Origin of the sequence: Enterobacter sp. JS8-1 (genome assembly GCF_049187015.1) — a bacterium.
Lineage (GTDB): Bacteria > Pseudomonadota > Gammaproteobacteria > Enterobacterales > Enterobacteriaceae > Enterobacter > Enterobacter mori.
Genome location: NZ_CP185805.1, coordinates 3,549,907 through 3,570,963, shown reverse-complemented (window position 1 = coordinate 3,570,963; position 21,057 = coordinate 3,549,907). Strand labels below are relative to the sequence as shown.

The 21,057-nt window shown below is 56.6% G+C and carries 18 protein-coding genes; 15 read left to right on the top strand and 3 right to left on the bottom strand.

What is annotated here, in order from left to right:
- Window positions 1-158 precede the first annotated feature (158 nt).
- The 7 genes from lepA (at window position 159) to acpS (ending at window position 6,668) form a co-directional block, all read left to right on the top strand.
- Window positions 159-1,958 (top strand): translation elongation factor 4, encoded by a 1,800-nt coding sequence (gene lepA, locus ACOQH0_RS16885; protein ID WP_089598413.1) that lies wholly within the window; start codon window positions 159-161, stop codon window positions 1,956-1,958.
- 16 nt (window positions 1,959-1,974) lie between these two features.
- Window positions 1,975-2,949, top strand: a complete 975-nt coding sequence (gene lepB / locus ACOQH0_RS16880; RefSeq protein WP_089598412.1) for a signal peptidase I — start codon at window positions 1,975-1,977, stop codon at window positions 2,947-2,949.
- 222 nt (window positions 2,950-3,171) lie between these two features.
- Window positions 3,172-3,852 (top strand): ribonuclease III, encoded by a 681-nt coding sequence (rnc, locus tag ACOQH0_RS16875; RefSeq protein ID WP_010434072.1) that lies wholly within the window; start codon window positions 3,172-3,174, stop codon window positions 3,850-3,852.
- Window positions 3,849-4,754, top strand: a complete 906-nt coding sequence (gene era / locus ACOQH0_RS16870) for a GTPase Era (RefSeq protein ID WP_006176722.1) — start codon at window positions 3,849-3,851, stop codon at window positions 4,752-4,754. The genes rnc and era overlap by 4 nt, the downstream gene beginning before the upstream one ends.
- A gap of 18 nt (window positions 4,755-4,772) precedes the next feature.
- A complete protein-coding gene (recO, locus tag ACOQH0_RS16865; RefSeq protein ID WP_089598411.1) occupies window positions 4,773-5,480 on the top strand; it encodes a DNA repair protein RecO in 708 nt (235 codons plus the stop codon).
- 76 nt (window positions 5,481-5,556) lie between these two features.
- Window positions 5,557-6,288: a pyridoxine 5'-phosphate synthase gene (gene pdxJ / locus ACOQH0_RS16860; protein WP_420984582.1), complete on the top strand. Its 732-nt coding sequence runs from the start codon at window positions 5,557-5,559 to the stop codon at window positions 6,286-6,288.
- Window positions 6,288-6,668: a holo-ACP synthase gene (acpS, locus tag ACOQH0_RS16855; RefSeq protein WP_047346780.1), complete on the top strand. Its 381-nt coding sequence runs from the start codon at window positions 6,288-6,290 to the stop codon at window positions 6,666-6,668. Before pdxJ ends, acpS begins: the two co-directional genes overlap by 1 nt.
- Here acpS and ACOQH0_RS16850 read toward each other — a convergent pair.
- Both ACOQH0_RS16850 and ACOQH0_RS16845 read right to left on the bottom strand, forming a co-directional pair.
- Entirely contained in the window at window positions 6,665-6,925 is a 261-nt protein-coding gene (locus tag ACOQH0_RS16850) for a YfhL family 4Fe-4S dicluster ferredoxin (RefSeq protein WP_010434061.1), read from the bottom strand. The two genes, acpS and ACOQH0_RS16850, sit on opposite strands and share 4 nt — an antisense overlap.
- A 46-nt stretch (window positions 6,926-6,971) precedes the next feature.
- Entirely contained in the window at window positions 6,972-7,820 is an 849-nt protein-coding gene (locus ACOQH0_RS16845) for a MurR/RpiR family transcriptional regulator (RefSeq protein ID WP_010434058.1), read from the bottom strand.
- Window positions 7,821-7,938: 118 nt separating this feature from the next.
- Between ACOQH0_RS16845 and murQ the strand changes: the two genes are divergently transcribed.
- Genes murQ through tadA form a run of 4 tightly spaced genes read left to right on the top strand, consistent with a single transcriptional unit; the run spans window position 7,939 to window position 11,411 of the window.
- Entirely contained in the window at window positions 7,939-8,832 is an 894-nt protein-coding gene (gene murQ / locus ACOQH0_RS16840; protein ID WP_010434055.1) for an N-acetylmuramic acid 6-phosphate etherase, read from the top strand.
- Between the two features lie 11 nt (window positions 8,833-8,843).
- The gene (locus ACOQH0_RS16835; RefSeq protein ID WP_421510857.1) at window positions 8,844-10,208 is read left to right on the top strand and encodes a PTS transporter subunit EIIC; all 1,365 of its coding nucleotides are present in this window, start codon (window positions 8,844-8,846) and stop codon (window positions 10,206-10,208) included.
- Window positions 10,209-10,211: 3 nt separating this feature from the next.
- Window positions 10,212-10,847 carry a phosphatidylglycerophosphatase C gene (yfhb, locus tag ACOQH0_RS16830; RefSeq protein ID WP_421510856.1) on the top strand — a complete coding sequence of 212 codons (636 nt, stop codon included), beginning with the start codon at window positions 10,212-10,214 and terminating at the stop codon, window positions 10,845-10,847.
- A 24-nt stretch (window positions 10,848-10,871) separates the two neighbouring features.
- The gene (tadA, locus tag ACOQH0_RS16825) at window positions 10,872-11,411 is read left to right on the top strand and encodes a tRNA adenosine(34) deaminase TadA (RefSeq protein WP_089597789.1); all 540 of its coding nucleotides are present in this window, start codon (window positions 10,872-10,874) and stop codon (window positions 11,409-11,411) included.
- Here the strand turns inward: tadA and mltF are convergent.
- Window positions 11,299-12,849, bottom strand: coding sequence for a membrane-bound lytic murein transglycosylase MltF (gene mltF, locus ACOQH0_RS16820; protein WP_260662445.1), 1,551 nt, complete (start codon window positions 12,847-12,849; stop codon window positions 11,299-11,301). The two genes, tadA and mltF, sit on opposite strands and share 113 nt — an antisense overlap.
- 267 nt (window positions 12,850-13,116) lie before the next feature.
- On the opposite strand from mltF, the gene purL reads away from it, so the two are divergent.
- From purL to glrR, 4 genes are all read left to right on the top strand, one after another.
- Window positions 13,117-17,004, top strand: a complete 3,888-nt coding sequence (gene purL / locus ACOQH0_RS16815) for a phosphoribosylformylglycinamidine synthase (protein ID WP_303569050.1) — start codon at window positions 13,117-13,119, stop codon at window positions 17,002-17,004.
- 535 nt (window positions 17,005-17,539) lie between these two features.
- Window positions 17,540-18,967 carry a two component system sensor histidine kinase QseE/GlrK gene (gene qseE / locus ACOQH0_RS16810; RefSeq protein ID WP_421510855.1) on the top strand — a complete coding sequence of 476 codons (1,428 nt, stop codon included), beginning with the start codon at window positions 17,540-17,542 and terminating at the stop codon, window positions 18,965-18,967.
- Between the two features lies 1 nt (window position 18,968).
- Window positions 18,969-19,721 carry a two-component system QseEF-associated lipoprotein QseG gene (gene qseG / locus ACOQH0_RS16805; RefSeq protein ID WP_421510854.1) on the top strand — a complete coding sequence of 251 codons (753 nt, stop codon included), beginning with the start codon at window positions 18,969-18,971 and terminating at the stop codon, window positions 19,719-19,721.
- Window positions 19,718-21,055: a two-component system response regulator GlrR gene (glrR, locus tag ACOQH0_RS16800; RefSeq protein ID WP_100165739.1), complete on the top strand. Its 1,338-nt coding sequence runs from the start codon at window positions 19,718-19,720 to the stop codon at window positions 21,053-21,055. The genes qseG and glrR overlap by 4 nt, the downstream gene beginning before the upstream one ends.
- The last annotated feature ends 2 nt before the right edge of the window (window positions 21,056-21,057 follow it).

Genomic DNA, 21,057 nt, shown 5'->3' with positions numbered 1-21,057 from the left:
CTCAAAAAAGAAAACGCCGTTTCTTCGCGCTATGCTTGGCTCTAAGTGCATTTCCAGGTTGCGGGGATGTAGTGTAGAATGCTGCGTTTTCGCACTGAAAAACGTCAGGCTAAGAACAGCGGCCTCCAGGAATTCGTAAGGCATAATTATTTAACTATATGAAGAACATACGTAACTTTTCGATCATTGCTCACATTGACCACGGTAAGTCGACGCTGTCTGACCGTATTATCCAGATTTGCGGTGGCCTGTCTGATCGTGAAATGGCAGCCCAGGTACTGGACTCCATGGACCTGGAACGCGAACGCGGTATCACCATTAAAGCGCAGAGCGTGACGCTCGACTATAAAGCGACCGACGGTGAAACCTACCAACTGAACTTTATCGACACCCCTGGCCACGTTGACTTCTCCTATGAAGTTTCACGCTCGCTGGCGGCCTGTGAAGGCGCGCTGCTGGTGGTCGATGCCGGGCAGGGCGTAGAAGCCCAGACCCTGGCGAACTGCTACACCGCGATGGAAATGGATCTCGAGGTCGTGCCGGTTCTGAACAAAATTGACCTTCCTGCCGCCGATCCTGAGCGCGTCGCGGAAGAGATTGAAGACATCGTCGGCATTGATGCGACCGACGCGGTACGCTGCTCGGCGAAAACCGGCGTCGGTGTTCCCGATGTGCTGGAACGTCTGGTGCGTGATATTCCGCCACCGGAAGGTGACCCGGAAGCGCCGCTGCAGGCGCTGATCATCGACTCCTGGTTCGATAACTACCTTGGCGTTGTTTCGCTGGTACGTATCAAAAACGGCACCATGCGTAAAGGCGACAAAATTAAGGTCATGAGTACCGGCCAGGTCTACAACGCTGACCGTCTGGGTATCTTCACGCCAAAACAGGTTGACCGTACCGAGCTGAAATGCGGCGAGGTAGGCTGGCTGGTCTGCGCTATTAAAGACATCCTCGGTGCTCCGGTGGGCGATACGCTGACGCTGGCGCGTAACCCGGCGGACAAAGCGCTGCCAGGCTTCAAAAAGGTGAAACCGCAGGTTTACGCGGGCCTGTTCCCGGTCAGCTCTGACGACTACGAAAACTTCCGTGATGCGCTTGGTAAGCTGAGCCTGAACGATGCTTCCCTGTTCTACGAACCAGAAAGTTCAACGGCGCTGGGCTTCGGTTTCCGCTGTGGCTTCCTCGGCCTGCTGCACATGGAGATCATTCAGGAACGTCTGGAGCGTGAATACGATCTGGATCTGATCACCACCGCGCCGACCGTAGTGTATGAAGTGGAAACCACCTCGAAAGAAGTGATCTACGTCGATAGCCCGTCCAAGCTGCCGCCGCTGAACAATATTCACGAGCTGCGTGAGCCTATTGCTGAGTGTCACATGCTGTTGCCGCAGGAGTTCCTGGGCAACGTCATCACGCTGTGTATTGAGAAGCGTGGCGTGCAGACCAACATGGTTTACCACGGTAACCAGGTGGCGCTGACCTACGAAATCCCGATGGCGGAAGTGGTCCTCGACTTCTTCGACCGTCTGAAGTCGACCTCCCGTGGCTATGCGTCACTGGATTACAACTTCAAGCGCTTCCAGGCCTCTAACATGGTGCGTGTGGACGTGCTGATCAACAGCGAGCGCGTCGATGCGCTGGCGCTGATCACCCACAACGACAACGCGCCATACCGTGGTCGTGAACTGGTTGAGAAGATGAAAGAGCTGATCCCGCGTCAGCAATTTGACATCGCGATTCAGGCGGCCATTGGTAACCATATCATCGCCCGTTCTACCGTTAAACAGCTGCGTAAAAACGTCCTGGCGAAATGCTACGGCGGTGACGTCAGCCGTAAGAAAAAGCTGCTGCAGAAGCAGAAAGACGGTAAGAAGCGTATGAAACAGGTCGGTAACGTTGAGCTGCCGCAGGAAGCATTCCTTGCCATTCTTCATGTTGGTAAAGACGGCAAATAACCCTTAAGGAGTTGGCATGGCGAACATGTTTGCCCTGATCCTGGTCATCGCTACCCTGGTGACAGGTCTGCTGTGGTGTCTGGATAAGTTTATCTTCGCCCCAAAACGCCGTGAACGTCAGGCTGCCGCGCAGGCAGCCACTGGCGATGGGCTTGATGCGAAAACCCTGAAGAAAGTCGGCCCGAAACCGGGCTGGCTGGAAACGGGAGCCTCGGTATTTCCGGTGCTGGCCATTGTGCTGGTGGTGCGTTCGTTCATTTACGAGCCGTTCCAGATCCCATCAGGTTCCATGATGCCAACACTGCTGATTGGCGATTTTATTCTGGTTGAGAAGTTTGCCTACGGCATTAAAGATCCGATCTACCAGAAAACGCTGATCGAAACCGGTCATCCGAAACGTGGCGATATCGTGGTGTTTAAATACCCGGAAGATCCGCGACTGGACTACATCAAGCGAGCGGTGGGTCTGCCGGGTGATAAAGTCACCTACGATCCGACCACGAAGGAAGTCACCGTTCAGCCGGGCTGCAGTTCCGGTACCGCATGTGAAAACGCGCTGGCCATCACCTACTCAAACGTTGAGCCAAGTGATTTTGTGCAGACCTTTGCCCGTCGTAACGGCGGTGAAGCGACCAGTGGTTTCTTCCAGGTACCGAAAGGCGAGACCAAAGAGAACGGCATCCGCCTGGTTGAGCGTAAAGAGACGCTGGGTGATGTCACCCATCGTATCCTGACGGTTCCAATCGCGCAGGATCAAGTGGGTATGTATTACCAGCAGCCGGGTCAGCAGCTTGCCAGTTGGATCGTACCGCCAGGTCATTACTTCATGATGGGCGATAACCGCGATAACTCTGCCGATAGCCGCTACTGGGGCTTTGTGCCGGAAGCGAATCTGGTGGGTAAAGCGACGGCGATCTGGATGAGTTTTGAGAAGCAGGAAGGCGAATGGCCGACCGGGGTACGCCTGAATCGTATTGGCGGGATCCATTAATTCTCACGAAAAGAGCACGTAGCCGCATTATTTCGCGGCTACGTGAATTATTTCCACGATAAATCTCTTCGAACTAACGACATCCCTTGTCGTTGTGTATAGAATATTCCCCCGAAGTTTAAGGTTGGCCCTGCAAGGGAGCCACGGCACACGAAACCGCGTTGGTTTTCTCAGGTCGGTTTCGTGTGCTGCATTTTTGACGCATTCATTTATTGGTATCGCATGAACCCCATCGTAATTAATCGGCTTCAACGGAAGCTGGGCTACACTTTTCATCATCAGGAGTTGTTGCAACAGGCATTAACCCACCGCAGTGCCAGCAGCAAACATAATGAGCGCCTCGAGTTTTTAGGTGACTCTATTTTAAGTTTCGTGATTGCGAATGCGCTTTATCATCGTTTCCCGCGTGTGGACGAGGGTGATATGAGCCGCATGCGTGCCACGCTGGTTCGGGGTAATACCCTTGCGGAAATCGCGCGTGAATTTGAACTGGGCGAATGTCTGCGTCTTGGACCGGGTGAACTGAAAAGCGGCGGCTTTCGTCGTGAATCTATTCTTGCCGATACGGTCGAAGCATTAATTGGTGGTGTGTTCCTGGACAGCGATATCCAGACCGTAGAAAAGCTGATCCTGAACTGGTATCAGAGCCGTCTGGACGAAATCAGTCCTGGCGATAAACAAAAAGATCCGAAAACGCGTCTGCAGGAATATTTGCAGGGTCGTCATCTGCCGCTACCATCCTATCTGGTGGTGCAGGTTCGTGGCGAAGCACACGATCAGGAATTTACCATCCATTGCCAGGTCAGTGGCCTGAGTGAACCGGTGGTGGGCACAGGTTCAAGCCGTCGTAAGGCTGAACAGGCTGCCGCCGAACAGGCGTTAAAAATGCTGGAGCTGGAATGAGCGAAGAAAAAACCTATTGCGGATTTATTGCCATCGTCGGACGTCCGAACGTTGGTAAATCCACCCTGCTGAATAATCTGCTTGGGCAGAAGATTTCCATCACCTCGCGTAAGGCGCAGACCACGCGTCACCGCATCGTCGGCATCCATACTGAAGGCGCGTATCAGGCGATCTACGTCGATACCCCGGGCCTGCACATGGAAGAGAAGCGTGCCATCAACCGTCTGATGAACAAGGCGGCGAGCAGCTCGATTGGCGACGTAGAGCTGGTGATTTTCGTTGTTGAAGGCACCCGCTGGACGCCGGACGACGAGATGGTGCTGAACAAGCTGCGTGACGGCAAAACGCCGGTCATTCTCGCGGTTAACAAAGTTGATAACGTGCAGGAAAAGGCCGACCTGCTGCCGCATCTGCAGTGGCTCGGAAGTCAGATGAACTTCCTCGACATCGTTCCGCTGTCTGCTGAGACCGGTCTGAACGTTGATACCATCGCGGGCATCGTGCGTAAGCATCTGCCGGAAGCGATTCATCACTTCCCGGAAGACTACATCACCGATCGCTCTCAGCGCTTTATGGCGTCTGAAATCATCCGTGAAAAGCTGATGCGTTTCCTGGGCGCTGAACTGCCGTACTCTGTGACGGTGGAGATCGAGCGTTTCCAGACCAACGAGCGCGGCGGCTACGACATCAACGGCCTGATCCTCGTTGAGCGCGAAGGGCAGAAGAAGATGGTGATCGGCAATAAAGGCGCCAAGATAAAAACCATCGGTATCGAAGCCCGTAAGGACATGATGGAGATGTTCGAAGCGCCGGTTCACCTCGAACTGTGGGTGAAAGTGAAATCTGGCTGGGCCGATGATGAGCGTGCTCTGCGCAGCCTCGGTTACGGCGAAGACCAGTAACGCAAGACGACGAGTATAATGGAAGGTTGGCAGCGTGCCTTCGTTCTCCATAGTCGTCCCTGGAGCGAAACCAGCCTTATGCTGGACGTCTTCACGGAAGAGTCGGGCCGCGTGCGCCTTGTTGCGAAAGGCGCACGTTCCAAACGTTCTAACCTGAAAGGTGCCTTACAGCCTTTCACACCGCTGCTGGTTCGCTTTGGCGGGCGTGGGGAAGTCAAAACCCTGCGCAGTGCCGAAGCCGTCTCTCTGGCGCTTCCTCTTTCTGGCATCACGCTCTACAGCGGTCTGTATGTCAACGAACTCATTTCTCGCGTCCTTGAACATGAGACTCGCTTCTCGGAACTTTTCTTCGATTATCTGCACTGTATCCAGGCACTTGCTGGCGCAACCGGCACACCCGAGCCTGCGCTGCGCCGCTTCGAACTGGCGCTGCTGGGCCATCTTGGGTACGGCGTAGATTTTCTGCACTGTGCGGGGAGCGGGGACGAGGTAGAAGACACTATGACCTACCGCTACCGCGAAGAAAAAGGCTTTATCGCCAGTATCGTGATCGACAACAGTACCTTTACCGGGCGCCAGCTCCGGGCGCTGTATGAGCGCGAGTTCCCCGATCAGGACACCCTGCGCGCAGCAAAACGCTTTACCCGGATTGCCCTTAAGCCGTATCTTGGCGGCAAGCCCTTAAAGAGCCGCGAATTATTCAGGCAGTTTGTGCCGAAACGTTAACGTTTTACCCCTCACCCCAGCCCTCTCCCGGCAGGAGAGGGGGGAAGAGAAATGAACCAAAATACCGAGGATTGTCATGGCTGAATTACTGTTAGGCGTCAACATTGATCATATCGCCACGCTGCGTAATGCGCGCGGTACGGCGTATCCCGATCCGGTTCAGGCGGCGTTTATTGCTGAACAGGCTGGCGCTGACGGCATTACCGTTCACCTGCGTGAAGACCGCCGCCATATTACTGACCGCGACGTGCGCATTCTGCGCCAGACGCTGGACACCCGTATGAATCTGGAGATGGCGGTCACTGAAGAGATGCTCGCCGTTGCCTGCGAGACCCAACCGCATTTCTGCTGCCTGGTACCGGAAAAGCGTCAGGAAGTGACCACCGAAGGCGGTCTGGATGTAGCCGGGCAGTTCGACAAAATGCGCGATGCCTGCAAACGCCTGGCTGATGCCGGTATCATGGTTTCGCTGTTTATCGACGCTGATTTCACCCAGATTAAAGCGGCGGCCGACGTGGGTGCACCGTATATCGAAATTCACACCGGCTGCTATGCCGATGCCAAAAACGACGCCGAGCAGGCGAAAGAGCTGGAGCGTATCGCTAAAGCGGCCACGTACGCTTCAAGCCTGGGTCTGAAAGTTAACGCCGGCCACGGCCTGACCTACCACAATGTAAAAGCCATTGCCGCGCTGCCGGAAATGCACGAGCTGAACATCGGCCACGCCATTATTGGCCGTGCGGTGATGAGTGGCCTGAAAGAGGCGGTCTCAGAGATGAAACGCCTGATGCTGGAAGCGCGTCAGTAATGGCCATTCTGGGCTTAGGCACCGATATCGTTGAAATAGCCCGCATTGAAGCGGTGATCGCCCGGAGTGGCGATCGCCTCGCAAGACGCGTGCTGAGCGATAACGAGTGGGCCATCTGGGAAGCGCATCAGCAGCCGGTGCGTTTTCTGGCGAAGCGCTTTGCGGTTAAAGAGGCGGCAGCTAAAGCCTTCGGGACAGGCATTCGTAATGGCCTGGCGTTTAACCAGTTTGAAGTGTTTAACGATGAGCTGGGTAAGCCACGCCTGCGCTTATGGGGCGAGGCGCAAAAGCTGGCTGAGAAGCTGGGCGTGAATCACATGCACGTGACGCTCGCCGATGAACGCCACTACGCCTGCGCAACGGTGATCATTGAAAGCTAGAGTTTGTCTGCATGATGCATCAGGACAAACTTATCCCATAACTGTTCTTCGTTCTCGACGTGGGCCGGATCCTTCAGGATAGTATTCGGGATCGGGCACACTTTCTGACAGGTCGGCGTTTCATAGTGGCCGATGCATTCCGTGCAGCGGTCGCTGTTAATCTCATAAATGCTGTCGCCCATCGAAATGGCCTGGTTAGGGCATTCGGGCTCGCACATATCGCAATTAATGCATTTTTTGGTAATTAACAGCGCCATCAGGAAATTCTCAGAAACAACACAAACTGGGCGGGCATTATACGCGTCAAACCAGTTTCTTTACCAGTTCTTCGCTGTGACGAATGCGCTCGGGCGCGCGCTCAAGATCCTGCTGCACCAGCGCCATAAACAGCAGATCCGTCAGCATCATTTGAGCACTGGTGGACGAAATAGCCGCGCTGCGCGTGGCCTGCTCCTCGGCAATGGTATATAAACAGCGCGTTGCCCGCTGCTGGAGCGCGTTTGGCGTAAAACCCGTGATCGCCAGAATTTTACCGCCGACGCGCAGCGCTTCATCGGTCGCCATATTGATCTCTCGACGTTCACCGGAATAAGAGATCGCCAGCAGCAAATCGTCAGGATCCATTGCCTGGACGGTGGCGAGCAGGGCGTGCATGTCCTGCTCCACTATCGCGTTGTAACCGATCTTCGTCAGCTTCCAGCCAAAGTTACGCGCCACTAGCCCGGATGCACCTATCCCGGTCAGAATAATGCGCCGTGCCGCGCGCAGCATCGCCACGCTTTCCAGCAGCTTCTCTTCGGTATTCACATCCAGCGTCGCATGCATGGCCGCCACGTTCTCTTTGATCAGCTTTTCGCCCACCAGACGCATCGGGTCATCGCCCCGGATCTGATTATGCACCGGCATCGACTGCGGATTGGGGTTACTCACCAGCGCTTCGCTGATCGCAAGCTTGAGGGCCGGAAAGCCCTTAAACCCAATCTTCTGGGCAAACTTCACCACGCTGGACTGGCTCACACCGGCCTCACTCGCCAGCTGCTGCGAGCTCAGATGGCGCGCGTGGTCGGGTTGAGAAAGTAGAAAATCCGCCAGCTTCTTGTCGCTTTGGGCAAAGCCTGCATAACGCTGGCGAATGCGAATTAAACAGTTCATACGGTCTCCTGGCGAAAATGTGATTATCTGCTCAAATACGAATTTTGCTCGCCTGAATGAATTTTATATTCCACAATAGTGTGATTATTATGAATTAAAAATTCTTGAGGTACAAAAAATGAATCTTGGCTCACTGGTTTCTGAAACGCGTAACCCGCAAACCATGGATCTTGACGCACTCTCCACGCTGGAGCTGGTTAACCGCTTTAATCAACAGGATACGCTGGTCGCGCAGGCAGTGAAAGAGACATTACCTGAGGTGGCGAAAGCGGTGGATGCGGCCGCAACTGCGCTAAAGGCCGGTGGACGCATTATTTACATGGGCGCGGGCACCAGCGGACGTTTGGGGGTTCTGGATGCCTCCGAATGTCCGCCAACCTTTGGCGTTCCGCACGGCCTGGTGATCGGGCTGATTGCCGGTGGCCCAGGCGCGCTGCTGAAAGCTGTTGAAGGGGCGGAAGACAACAAACAGCTCGGTGAAGATGATCTCAAAGCGCTGAACCTGACCGCGCAGGATCTGGTGGTTGGGCTGGCGGCATCCGGGCGCACGCCGTACGTCATTGGCGGCCTGGAATACGCCAACCAGACAGGCTGCACGACGGTTGCCATCTCCTGCAACCCCGGCTCGCCGATTGCCCAGGTGGCCGCTATCGCCATCTCTCCGGTTGTTGGGCCGGAAGCGCTGACCGGCTCCACGCGCCTGAAATCCGGGACCGCGCAAAAGCTGGTGCTCAATATGATCTCCACCGGCGCGATGGTGAAGTTCGGCAAGGTTTATCAGAACCTGATGGTCGATATGCAGGCCACCAACGTCAAGCTGGTGGACAGAGCCTGCCGTATGGTGATGGAGGCGACAGGCGCAGGCCGTGAAGAGGCGGAAGCGGTCCTGAAACAAACCGATCACGATGTTAAACCGGCCATTCTGATGATCTTAAGCGGGCTGGACGCCACGGCAGCGAGAGCCAAACTCGATGCGCATAACGGGTTCTTACGGGCTGCATTAGAAAACTAACAGAGGCGTGTATGGAAAAGACAGCAGCGCTCGCCAGCGGCATCCTGCAGGGGATCGGCGGAGAAAAGAATATCCAGCGTCTGGAAAACTGCATGACGCGCGTGCGCGTCGAGGTGCATAACGACGACGATCTTGATCTACCGGGCCTGAAGCAACTCCCCGGCGTAAGTGGATACGTCAAACAGGGACAGCAGCACCAGCTCATTGTCGGGCCGGGGAAAGCGGCGCAGGTTGTTGATGCCATGCGCGCGCTGATGGTTGGCGGTGAGGCGACGGCCTCATTTGACGATGCCGAAAGCACCAAAGCGCAGGCAAAAGCCAAATACAAGGCGCCGATGAGCGATGCGCTGCGACAGCTGGCAAACGTCTTTATCCCGCTGATCCCGGCGTTTATTGCTTCGGGCCTGATCACCGGGATTATCAATATCCTCAAGCGGCCGGATATCGTCGGGGATTTTGCCACGCAGTATCCAAACCTGCTGGGGATCCTCGGGATCTTCGGCAGCGCAGTTTTCGCCATCATGAACATTCTGGTCGGGGTGAATACCGCGAAGGTGTTTGGCGGATCGCTGGCCATGGGCGGGGTAATGGCGGGCATCTTGTCCAGCCCGCAGCTGGCGCAGATCACGCTGTTTGGTGAGGCGCTCCAGCCGGGGCGCGGTGGGGTGATTGCCGTGCTGCTGGTGGTCATCCTGATGTGCTGGATTGAGAAAAGGCTGCGCGCGATCCTGCCTGGCTCGATTGAGCTTATCCTCAACCCGCTGCTGACCACATTAATTACCGGTAGCGTAGCGATTGTGGTCCTTCAGCCGCTAGGTGGCTGGATCTCTGACGCCATCGCCCACGGTGCGTCTCTGGCTATCGACCGTGGTGGCCTGCTTGTGGGCGCGGTGCTCTCTGGTACTTTCCTGCCGCTGGTGCTGACCGGCCTGCACCAGGGGCTGGTGCCGATCCACGTCGAGCTGGTGCAGGCGCACGGCTATAACGCGCTGCTGCCTATCCTGTCGATGGCGGGCGTGGGGCAGGTCGGCGCGGCGATTGCCGTACTGATGAAAACCCGCAACGCGCGACTGAAAAAAGTGATTAAAGGCGCGCTCCCGGTCGGACTGCTCGGCATCGGCGAGCCGCTGATTTTCGGCGTTACGCTGCCGCTGGGGAAACCTTTCCTCGCAGCCTGTCTGGGCGGCGCGGTGGGCGGGGCGCTCATTAGCTACTGGAAAGTGGCGACGGTGATCACCTTTGGACTTTCCGGTTTACCGCTGGCATTAACCGTCGTGACCGGAAAAGTGATGCTCTATCTGTTAGGCTATTTAGTAGCGGTAATCGCCGGGTTCCTGTTTACCTGGCTGTTAGGATTCAACGACCCAGAGGAGTAAGGTTTGGCAAATCACGTGCGTCGCGTTGTCTTTTTCGACCTGGATGGAACGCTGCACCAGCAGGATATGTTTGGCACCTTTATGCGCTATCTGCTGCGGCGTCAGCCTCTGAATGCGCTGCTCGTCTTACCGCTCTTACCCGTGATTGGCATCGCGCTGCTGGTGAAAGGCCGTGCAGCGCGCTGGCCGATGAGCCTGCTGCTCTGGGGATGCACCTTTGGTCACAGCGAAGCACGCCTTAAACAGCTCGAACAGGATTTTGCGTACTGGTTTCGCGGCCATGTCGCCGCGTTTCCCGTGGTGCAGGCGCGTCTCACCAGCTACCTCGACGCGAACGATGCCGACATCTGGCTGATTACCGGCTCCCCGCAGACGCTGGTGGAGCAGGTCTATTTTGATACGCCATGGCTGCCGCGCGTAAATCTTATCGCCACGCAAATTTCCCGCGCTTACGGCGGCTGGGTGCTGACCATGCGCTGCCTGGGGCACGAGAAAGTGGTTCAACTGGAGAAGCGTATCGGCACGCCGCTGCGCCTGTACAGCGGCTACAGCGACAGCAAACAGGACAACCCGCTGCTCTATTTTTGCCAGCACCGCTGGCGCGTCACGCCATCAGGTAAACTTCAGCAACTCGAATAGTCTTCTCTAAAACGGGCGTGTATAATGCCGCCCGCTTTTCGACTGGAGTATCAACCGTTGTCCAACCCTGAACACAATCATGAATACTGGATGCGCCACGCGCTAACGCTGGCTCAACGTGCCTGGGATGAGGGCGAAGTGCCCGTGGGCGCGGTGCTGGTTCATCATAATCAGGTGATTGGCGAAGGGTGGAACCGCCCCATTGGCCGCCACGATCCTACCGCGCACGCCGAAATTATGGCGCTTCGTCAGGGCGGGCTGGTACTGCAAAACTATCGTCTGCTCGATACGACTCTGTACGTCACCCTTGAACCCTGCGTTATGTGTTCCGGCGCGATGGTGCACAGTCGTATCGGTACGCTGGTGTTTGGTGCGCGGGATGAAAAAACAGGCGCGGCCGGTTCGCTAATGGACGTGCTAGGCCATCCGGGGATGAACCACCAGGTGCAGACTATCGGTGGGGTACTTGCACCAGAGTGTTCGGGTCTGCTGAGTGACTTCTTTCGAATGCGCCGGCAGCAGAAAAAGCAACAAAAGGCAGAATTGAAGCAGGTGGACGATTAAGTTCGTCCGGTGCGACCACCGGGTAGCTCTGAGCCAGCTGTTTAGCTTCTGCCGCTTCTTTCTCTTTCTCCAGCAGATACCCCACCAGGCTTATCTGATACTTACGAATATTTTCCACGTAAGCGTAGGCTTCATGCCCGCGCGCATACCCGTAGGTCAGCTTGTTGTACCACGGTTTCTGGCTCAGCAGCGGCAGACGCTGTTTTACATCAGACCAGCTGTCCGGGTTACCTTTGGTTTTTGCCGTCAGCGCGCGCGCGTCCAGCATGTGCGCATAACCCATGTTGTAGGCGGCCAGTGCAAACCAAATCCGCTCTTCTTCCGGCACGGTCTCCGGTACTTTGGCCATCATATCCTGTAAATACTGTGCGCCGCCGCTGATGCTTTGCTCCGCATCGGTACGGTCATTGACGCCCAGACTCAGCGCGGTATTTTTCGTCAGCATCATGAGACCACGCACGCCGGTCGGAGAGGTAGCCTGAGTATCCCAGTGGGATTCCTGATACGAAATCGCCGCCAGCAGCTTCCAGTCAATCTCCTGGGCGTATTTTTCGAACAACGGCTGCAGGTCCGGCAGGACGCTATCAACTGCGCGCAAGAAGCTGCGGGTGTCGACGTAATCGAAGTCATCACCATGGCCGAGGTATTTTTCTTCCAGGCGCGCCAGCGTACCGTCTTCATTGATGGCGTTATAGAAATCGAGCATGGCCGCAGAGAGGGTCTGATCGTTATCCAGTTGGGTAAACCAGGTCACCGGCTGTTCGTCAGTCACATCCAGCGCCACGGCGATTTCAGGGTGCACGCGCTGGAACAGGCTGATGGCCACCGAATCGGCAATGGTGTAGGGCAGCTTTTTGTCTTTAACCTGATCGAGCAGTTCTGTCGTGCCCAGTTTTGGGTCAATCGTCCAGCTCAGGTCAGGATACTTTTTCTCTTTGAGCGCGCGCAGGTCGTCAATCACGACATGGCCGGGGGCAATCGTCAGCTGTTGCTCGTTAATGGTGGCGAGCGAGCGCGGGCGCACGCTTCCCACGCGGTAAACCAGCTGCTGGGAGACAGAGTAGTAGGTCGGGCCTGGCTGGTAGTTCTTGCTGCGCTCGCTGTTGTACACCAGCCCGGCTGCAAGGATATCGGCATCGTCGTTATCCAGGTCATCGAACAATTGGCTGATGTTCTGACGCACGGTAATTTTGAGCTTAACACCCAGATAGTCGGCAAACTGCTGGGCCAGTTCATAATCCAGACCAATGGTTTTGCCGTTGATGTCGCCGTAAATCAGCGGAGAGGAGAGGGTACTGACGCGCAATTCCCCCCGCTCCTGAATGGCGGCGATACGGTTTTCGGCTTTACCGAACCAGGGGATAGAAGGCCAGAGGGCCACTGCCAGCAGCAACGTAACAATGCCGATGAGCAGATAATTAATCTTTAATTTTTTCAATTAGTTAATTCTCTGCGACGCCGGTTGCCTCAGTATGCTGTAGCCATGTTAAGAATAAGGTTTGCCATTGAATGAGCGGCATTTTGCGCAAAGTTACGCCACTTGGCAACAAATTAGAGAGACAGGTCACACCTATTGTTAAACCGCTGTGCAAATTTTATTTCGACGCAAACGGTTTCGTCGGCGCTCAGGATTCTCTATAATGACGCCCGTTTTCCCCCCTTGCGCACACTGTAAGCGCCCCGGCGCTTCGAAGACGAGAGACTTATGATGGAAATTCTGCGTGGTTCGCCTGCACTGTCTGCCTTCCGTATTACCAAACTGCTGGCACGTTTTCAGGCGGCCGACCTTCCGGTAAGCAATATTTACGCTGAGTATGTCCATTTTGCTGACCTGAATGCCCCCCTGAATGCAGAGGAGCGCGTACAGCTGGAACGCCTGCTCAAGTATGGTCCAAGCCTGAGCAGCCATACGCCAACCGGCAAACTGATCCTTGCGACGCCGCGTCCGGGCACCATCTCCCCCTGGTCTTCCAAAGCCACCGACATCGCCCACAACTGTGGTCTGAGCCAGATTAACCGTCTGGAACGCGGCGTGGCGTACTATGTTGAAGCCTCCACCCTGAGTGACGCGCAGTGGCAGGCGGTTGCGGCTGAGCTGCACGACCGCATGATGGAGAGCGTATTTGCCTCTCTCGACGACGCGCAGAAGCTGTTCTCACACCATCAGCCTGCGCCGGTACAGAGCGTAGACCTGCTGGGGCAGGGCCGTCAGGCGCTGATTGACGCCAACCTGCGTCTCGGCCTGGCGCTGGCAGAAGACGAAATTGATTACCTGCAGGACGCGTTCGTTAAGCTCAACCGCAACCCGAACGACATCGAACTCTACATGTTCGCGCAGGCCAACTCTGAGCACTGCCGACATAAGATTTTCAACGCCGACTGGATTATTGACGGCGAACAGCAGCCGAAGTCGCTGTTCAAAATGATCAAAAACACCATGGAACAAACCCCTGACCACGTGCTGTCTGCCTATAAAGACAACGCCGCGGTGATGGAAGGTTCCGAGGTGGGCCGCTTCTTCGCCGATCGCGAAGCAGGGCGCTATGACTTCCATCAGGAGCCCGCGCATATCCTGATGAAAGTGGAAACCCACAACCACCCGACGGCGATCTCCCCGTGGCCGGGTGCGGCGACGGGCTCCGGCGGTGAAATCCGTGACGAAGGTGCGACTGGTCGTGGCGCTAAACCCAAAGCGGGTCTGGTCGGTTTCTCCGTCTCCAACCTGCGTATCCCGGGCTTTGAACAGCCGTGGGAAGAAGATTTCGGCAAGCCAGAGCGCATTGTCACCGCGCTGGATATCATGACCGACGGCCCGCTGGGCGGCGCGGCGTTTAACAACGAGTTTGGTCGTCCGGCGCTGAACGGTTACTTCCGTACCTATGAAGAGAAAGTGGACAGCCACAACGGCGAAGAGCTGCGCGGTTACCACAAACCGATCATGCTGGCGGGCGGGATCGGTAACATCCGTGCCGATCACGTGCAGAAAGGCGAAATCGTTGTCGGCGCGAAGCTGATTGTACTCGGTGGTCCGGCGATGAACATCGGTCTGGGCGGCGGGGCAGCGTCTTCTATGGCTTCCGGTCAGTCTGATGCGGACCTCGATTTTGCTTCCGTGCAGCGTGACAACCCGGAAATGGAGCGTCGCTGCCAGGAAGTGATCGACCGCTGCTGGCAACTGGGCGACGCCAACCCGATTCTGTTCATCCACGACGTAGGTGCGGGCGGTCTGTCCAACGCCATGCCGGAACTGGTGAGCGACGGTGGCCGCGGTGGCCGTTTTAACCTGCGCGATATCCTGAGCGATGAGCCGGGCATGAGCCCACTGGAAATCTGGTGTAACGAATCCCAGGAGCGCTACGTGCTGGCGGTTGCCGCGGATCAGCTGCCGCTGTTTGACGAGCTGTGCCGCCGCGAGCGTGCGCCGTATGCGGTCATAGGTGAAGCGACCGAGGAGCAGCACCTTTCCTTAAGCGACACCCACTTTGACAACCAGCCGATCGATCTGCCGCTGGACGTCCTGCTCGGTAAAACGCCGAAGATGACCCGCGACGTGACAACCCGCAAAGCGGCGGGCAAAGCGCTGGATCGCCAGGGCATCACCGTGGCAGAAGCGGTTAACCGCGTGCTGCACCTGCCTGCCGTGGCGGAGAAAACGTTCCTGGTGACCATCGGCGACCGTACCGTGACCGGTATGGTATCGCGCGACCAGATGGTTGGCCCGTGGCAGATCCCGGTGGCAAACTGCGCGGTGACTACCGCGAGCCTCGACAGCTACTACGGCGAAGCGATGGCCCTGGGCGAACGCACCCCGGTGGCGCTGCTGGACTTCGCCGCCTCCGCCCGTCTGGCGGTCGGTGAAGCGCTGACCAACATCGCCGCGACGCAGATCGGCGACATCAAACGTATCAAACTCTCTGCAAACTGGATGGCCGCAGCCGGTCACCCTGGCGAAGATGCTGGCCTGTATGAAGCCGTAAAAGCGGTGGGCGAGGAGCTGTGTCCTGCCCTCGGCCTGACCATTCCGGTGGGTAAAGACTCTATGTCGATGAAAACCCGCTGGCAGGAAGGCAGCGAGCAACGCGAGATGACCTCTCCGCTGTCGCTGGTGATCACCGCGTTTGCGCGCGTGGAAGACGTGCGCCACACCGTTACGCCGCAGCTTGCGACCGAAGACAACGCCCTGCTGCTGATTGACCTGGGTAAAGGCCACAACGCGCTGGGTGCCACCGCGCTGGCACAGGTTTACCGCCAGCTCGGCGACAAGCCAGCCGATGTGCGCGACGTCGCGCAGTTGAAAGGTTTCTACGACGCCATCCAGGCGCTGGTGGCGGAGCGTAAGCTGCTGGCCTATCACGACCGTTCCGATGGCGGCCTGCTGGTGACGCTGGCAGAGATGGCCTTCACTGGCCACTGCGGCGTTGAAGCGAACATTGCAACGCTTGGCGAAGACCGTCTGGCGGCGCTTTTCAATGAAGAGCTGGGTGCGGTGATTCAGGTACGCGCCGCAGATCGCGACGCGGTTGAAGCGATTCTGGCGAAGCACGGTCTGGCAGACTGCGTGCACTATCTGGGCAAAGCCGTTCAGGGTGACCGCTTCGTCATTGAAGCAGACGGACACGCGGTGTTCAGCGAAAGCCGCACCACGCTGCGCATGTGGTGGGCAGAAACCACCTGGCAGATGCAGCGCCTGCGTGATAACCCGGAATGTGCCGATCAGGAGCATAACGCGAAAGCGAATGACCAGGATCCAGGCCTGAACGTGAAGCTCTCCTTTGATATCAACGAAGATATCGCTGCACCGTACATTGCGACAGGCGCGCGTCCAAAGGTAGCCGTGCTGCGCGAACAGGGTGTTAACTCCCACGTTGAGATGGCAGCTGCCTTCCACCGTGCGGGCTTTGACGCCATCGACGTCCACATGAGCGACCTGCTGGCCGGGCGTACCGGTCTGGAAGATTTCCAGGCGCTGGTGGCGTGCGGCGGTTTCTCCTACGGCGACGTGCTGGGCGCGGGCGAAGGTTGGGCGAAGTCCATCCTGTTCAACAGCCGCGTGCGTGACGAGTTCGAAACCTTCTTCCATCGTCCGCAGACCCTGGCGCTGGGCGTGTGTAACGGCTGCCAGATGATGTCTAACCTGCGCGAACTGATCCCGGGCAGCGAAGCCTGGCCGCGCTTTGTGCGTAACCAGTCTGACCGCTTCGAAGCGCGCTTCAGCCTGGTGGAAGTGACCCAAAGCCCGTCTCTGTTGCTGCAGGGAATGGTGGGTTCACAGATGCCAATCGCCGTTTCCCACGGTGAAGGTCAGGTAGAAGTGCGTGATGCTGCCCATCTGGCTCAGCTGGAGAGCAAAGGTCTGGTGGCGCTGCGCTTTGTCGATAACTTCGGCAAGGTGACAGAAACCTACCCGGCTAACCCGAACGGCTCTGCCAACGGTATTACGGCAGTCACCAGTGAAAGCGGTCGTGCGACCATCATGATGCCGCACCCGGAGCGCGTGTTCCGCACCGTGAGCAACTCCTGGCACCCGGAAAACTGGGGCGAGGACAGCCCGTGGATGCGTATTTTCCGCAACGCGCGTAAGCAGCTGGGATAAGTTTTAGCACCCTGACCCTTGTAGGCCCGGTAAGCGTAAGCGCTACCGGGCTTTTTTATGCGTGTCGCAAAATTGCGACAATCCCGCTCCGTCGATGTCTCCAAAAGGTGACACTTAACTTGTTGATTTATATTGGTAGAAAAATCGTGGTCTAAAGGTGTTGTTAAATAGCGACACTTAGCCTGGAAATCATTCTGCCAACAAGTAATAGTTTGGATGTATAAAATTCTTTAAATTCATCATGTTAATTTATTGTTTTGCAAACTGGCACGGCTGTTGCATAATATTAATCAGTGGCTCATTCACCTTATTATGTCAGCCCCTTCGGGACGCGCTACATAAACTTAGAATGACGCACAAAAAGGTGCCTGCCGTCCAACTACTGATCATAGCGATGCTTTATCAGGACAGGGCGAAACGTCGAGTTAGGCACCGCCTCATTCCACAACAAAGCCGGGTTTTTACCCGGCTTTGTTGTATCTGAAGGGCAGACTCAGTTACGCTCTGCGTAAACCCCCATTAAGAGAGTAATGCGTTGAAACGCTGGTCTGTTTTCCCTCGCTCCCTGCGACAGCTCGTCATGATGGCATTCCTGCTGATCCTGCTCCCTTTACTGATACTGGCGTGGCAGGCCTGGCAAAGTCTCAATGCGCTAAGCGCACAGGCGGCATTGACGAATCGCACGACGCTAATTGATGCAAGGCGAAGCGAAGCAATGACTAACGCCGCGCTGGAGATGGAGCGTAGCTATCGCCAGTATTGCGTGCTGGACGATCGCACCCTGGAGCGGGTTTACCAGAATCAACGTAAACGCTACAGCGAAATGCTGGATGCCCACGCGGGCGTGCTGCCGGACGACAAACTCTACCAGGCATTACGTCAGGACCTGAACGATCTGGCTCAGCTACAGTGTAAAAATAGCGGCCCGGATGCCGCCGCCGCCGCGCGGCTGGAAGCTTTTGCTAATGCCAATACGGATATGGTCCAGTCTACACGCACGGTGATCTTCTCTCGCGGGCAGCAGCTGCAGCAGGAAATCGCCGAGCGCGGTCAATTCTTCGGCTGGCAGGCGCTGGTCCTGTTCCTGGTCAGTCTTGCTCTGGTTCTGCTGTTCACCCGCATGATTATCGGTCCGGTGAAGGGCATACAGCGGATGATTAACCGTCTGGGTGAGGGGAAGTCTCTCGGTGATACGGTTGTTTTCACCGGGCCGCGCGAGCTGCGTTCAGTGGGTCAGCGGATCATCTGGCTTTCCGAACGCCTGGCGTGGCTGGAAACGCAGCGTCATCAGTTCCTCCGTCACATTTCCCACGAACTCAAAACGCCTCTCGCCAGCATGCGAGAAGGCACCGAGCTGCTGGCGGACGAAGTGGCTGGCCCGCTGACCTCTGAGCAAAAAGAGATTGTCGAGATCCTCGATGACAGCAGCCGGAATCTGCAAAAGCTGATTGAGCAACTGCTGGACTACAACCGTAAGCTGGCGGACGGGGCAGTGGTACTGGAAAATGTGGAGATTGCACCGATAGTGGATATGGTGATCTCCGCCCATAGCCTGCCAGCAAGAGCTAAAATGATGCATACCCAGGTCGATCTTAGCGAGCCCGCTTGTCTTGCAGAGCCCATGCTGTTTATGAGCGTTCTGGATAATCTTTATTCCAATGCGGTGCACTATGGTACTGAATCCGGTAACATTTATATCCGAAGCTACAGGGCGGGTTCCCGGGTGTTTATCGATGTAGCGAATACGGGCACCCCGATTCCGGATGAAGAAAAAACGATGATTTTTGAACCCTTTTTCCAGGGCAGTCATCAGCGAAAAGGTGCGGTAAAAGGAAGTGGTCTGGGCCTCAGTATTGCCCGCGACGGCATACGACGCATGCACGGCGAACTTAATATCGTCAGTGATGAACGGTCGGATGTGTGCTTTCGTATCGAACTGCCTCTTAAGCCGGAAAATCAATAAAATGAATCTAAGTCTGGTGAGTATGTCACACGTTTTTTTCCGCGCCGCACGCGCGATGTTTTCCCGCAATACCGTACGTCTAAGTCTGCCGTGTTTACTGCTGGCGGGGTGTGTGACCCATGCCCCGAAGAGCGCAATCAGTGAAAAGCCGGCAGAAAAATGGCCTGAAAATCAGCTGGCGGATTTCCTGACCACCCCCTGCGAGGGCATCTGGCACTTATCAGGACATGAAGTTGATACCAACCCGCTGTTTTGGCTACGTGGCATCGATTGTGCGCAGCGTCTGGAACCCGTAGAGGCACGTGCGCAAGCCACGATGTGGGGCGACAACGCATGGCAGGCGACCTTTAAACGTGCCATTCTGCTTGGCGATGCCAAAATCACGCCCGTCGAGCGCCGCACGAATATCACGCGTCTGGACGCGTTCAGCGCCAACATTCCTGCGCAGGTGCGGCCGATATATCAACTCTGGCGGGACGGCCAGGCATTACAGCTTCAGCTGTCTGAAGAGCGTTCCCGCTACAGCAAATTACAGCAGTCAACGGACGGCGAGCTTGATACGCTTCGCCAGCAGCAGAATTATCTGCGCACCCAGCTTGAGACCACCACGCGCAAGCTTGAAAATCTGACCGATATTGAAAGGCAACTGTCGACGCGTAAACCCGCAGGCAGCTATTTGCCAGATTCGTCGAAAGGAAATTCTGCCGCATCGCCAGACGGTGACGCGCAGAAAGAAGAGGATGTGAAGCCATGACAAGCCGTAAACCTGCCCATCTCTTACTGGTCGATGACGATCCTGGGCTGTTAAAGCTGCTGGGAATGCGCCTGGTCAGTGAAGGCTACAGCGTTGTGACGGCGGAAAGCGGGCAGGAGGGGCTGAAAGTGCTCAGCCGCGAGAAGATTGATCTGGTGATCAGCGATCTGCGGATGGACGAAATGGATGGCCTGCAGCTTTTTGCAGAGATTCAAAAGCAGCAGCCTGGCATGCCGGTTATCATCTTGACCGCCCACGGCTCGATCCCGGATGCGGTCGCGGCAACCCAGCAAGGGGTGTTCAGCTTCCTCACTAAACCGGTGGACAAGGACGCGCTTTATAAAGCCATCGACAGCGCGCTGGAGCATGCCGCGCCTTCTGGTGATGATGCCTGGCGCGAGTCCATCGTGACGCGAAGCCCCGTCATGCTGCGTCTGCTTGAGCAGGCGCGAATGGTGGCGCAATCTGACGTCAGCGTTTTGATTAACGGCCAGAGCGGTACCGGGAAAGAGATCCTGGCGCAGGCGATCCACAACGCCAGCCCGCGCGCTAAAAATGCCTTTATCGCCATTAACTGCGGCGCGCTGCCGGAACAGCTTCTTGAATCCGAACTCTTTGGTCACGCGCGCGGCGCCTTCACCGGCGCGGTGAGCAGCCGGGAAGGGTTGTTCCAGGCGGCGGAAGGCGGCACGCTGTTCCTCGACGAGATTGGCGATATGCCTGCGCCGTTGCAGGTGAAACTGCTGCGCGTGTTGCAGGAGAGAAAGGTGCGTCCGCTCGGCAGCAACCGCGATATAGACATCAACGTGCGTATTATTTCCGCCACCCACCGGGATCTGCCAAAAGTGATGGCGCGAAATGAGTTTCGTGAAGATCTCTACTACCGCCTGAACGTGGTGAACCTGAAAATTCCTGCGCTGGCCGAGCGTGCGGAAGATATCCCACTGCTGGCAAACCATCTGCTGCGCCAGTCCGCGGATCGCCATAAACCCTTCGTGCGCGCGTTTTCCACTGATGCAATGAAAAGGCTAATGACCGCCGGGTGGCCTGGCAACGTGCGCCAGTTGGTCAACGTGATTGAGCAGTGCGTGGCGCTGACGTCGTCGCCCGTTATCAGCGACGCGCTGGTGGAGCAGGCGCTGGAAGGAGAAAACACGGCGTTGCCGACCTTTGCCGAAGCGCGTAACCAGTTCGAACTGAACTACCTGCGCAAACTGCTGCAGATTACGAAGGGTAACGTAACCCACGCGGCGCGCATGGCCGGACGCAACCGCACCGAGTTCTACAAGCTGCTGTCGCGCCACGAGCTGGAAGCAAACGATTTTAAAGAGTAATG

Excerpts from the sequence above, each read along its gene's own strand:
- lepA (WP_089598413.1), top strand. The coding sequence starts at position 159 with ATGAAGAACATACGTAACTTTTCGATCATTGCTCACATTGACCACGGT.
- lepB (WP_089598412.1), top strand. The coding sequence starts at position 1,975 with ATGGCGAACATGTTTGCCCTGATCCTGGTCATCGCTACCCTGGTGACA.
- rnc (WP_010434072.1), top strand. The coding sequence starts at position 3,172 with ATGAACCCCATCGTAATTAATCGGCTTCAACGGAAGCTGGGCTACACT.
- era (WP_006176722.1), top strand. The coding sequence starts at position 3,849 with ATGAGCGAAGAAAAAACCTATTGCGGATTTATTGCCATCGTCGGACGT.
- recO (WP_089598411.1), top strand. The coding sequence starts at position 4,773 with ATGGAAGGTTGGCAGCGTGCCTTCGTTCTCCATAGTCGTCCCTGGAGC.
- pdxJ (WP_420984582.1), top strand. The coding sequence starts at position 5,557 with ATGGCTGAATTACTGTTAGGCGTCAACATTGATCATATCGCCACGCTG.
- acpS (WP_047346780.1), top strand. The coding sequence starts at position 6,288 with ATGGCCATTCTGGGCTTAGGCACCGATATCGTTGAAATAGCCCGCATT.
- ACOQH0_RS16850 (WP_010434061.1), bottom strand. The coding sequence starts at position 6,925 with ATGGCGCTGTTAATTACCAAAAAATGCATTAATTGCGATATGTGCGAG.
- ACOQH0_RS16845 (WP_010434058.1), bottom strand. The coding sequence starts at position 7,820 with ATGAACTGTTTAATTCGCATTCGCCAGCGTTATGCAGGCTTTGCCCAA.
- murQ (WP_010434055.1), top strand. The coding sequence starts at position 7,939 with ATGAATCTTGGCTCACTGGTTTCTGAAACGCGTAACCCGCAAACCATG.
- ACOQH0_RS16835 (WP_421510857.1), top strand. The coding sequence starts at position 8,844 with ATGGAAAAGACAGCAGCGCTCGCCAGCGGCATCCTGCAGGGGATCGGC.
- tadA (WP_089597789.1), top strand. The coding sequence starts at position 10,872 with ATGCCGCCCGCTTTTCGACTGGAGTATCAACCGTTGTCCAACCCTGAA.
- purL (WP_303569050.1), top strand. The coding sequence starts at position 13,117 with ATGATGGAAATTCTGCGTGGTTCGCCTGCACTGTCTGCCTTCCGTATT.
- qseG (WP_421510854.1), top strand. The coding sequence starts at position 18,969 with ATGAATCTAAGTCTGGTGAGTATGTCACACGTTTTTTTCCGCGCCGCA.
- glrR (WP_100165739.1), top strand. The coding sequence starts at position 19,718 with ATGACAAGCCGTAAACCTGCCCATCTCTTACTGGTCGATGACGATCCT.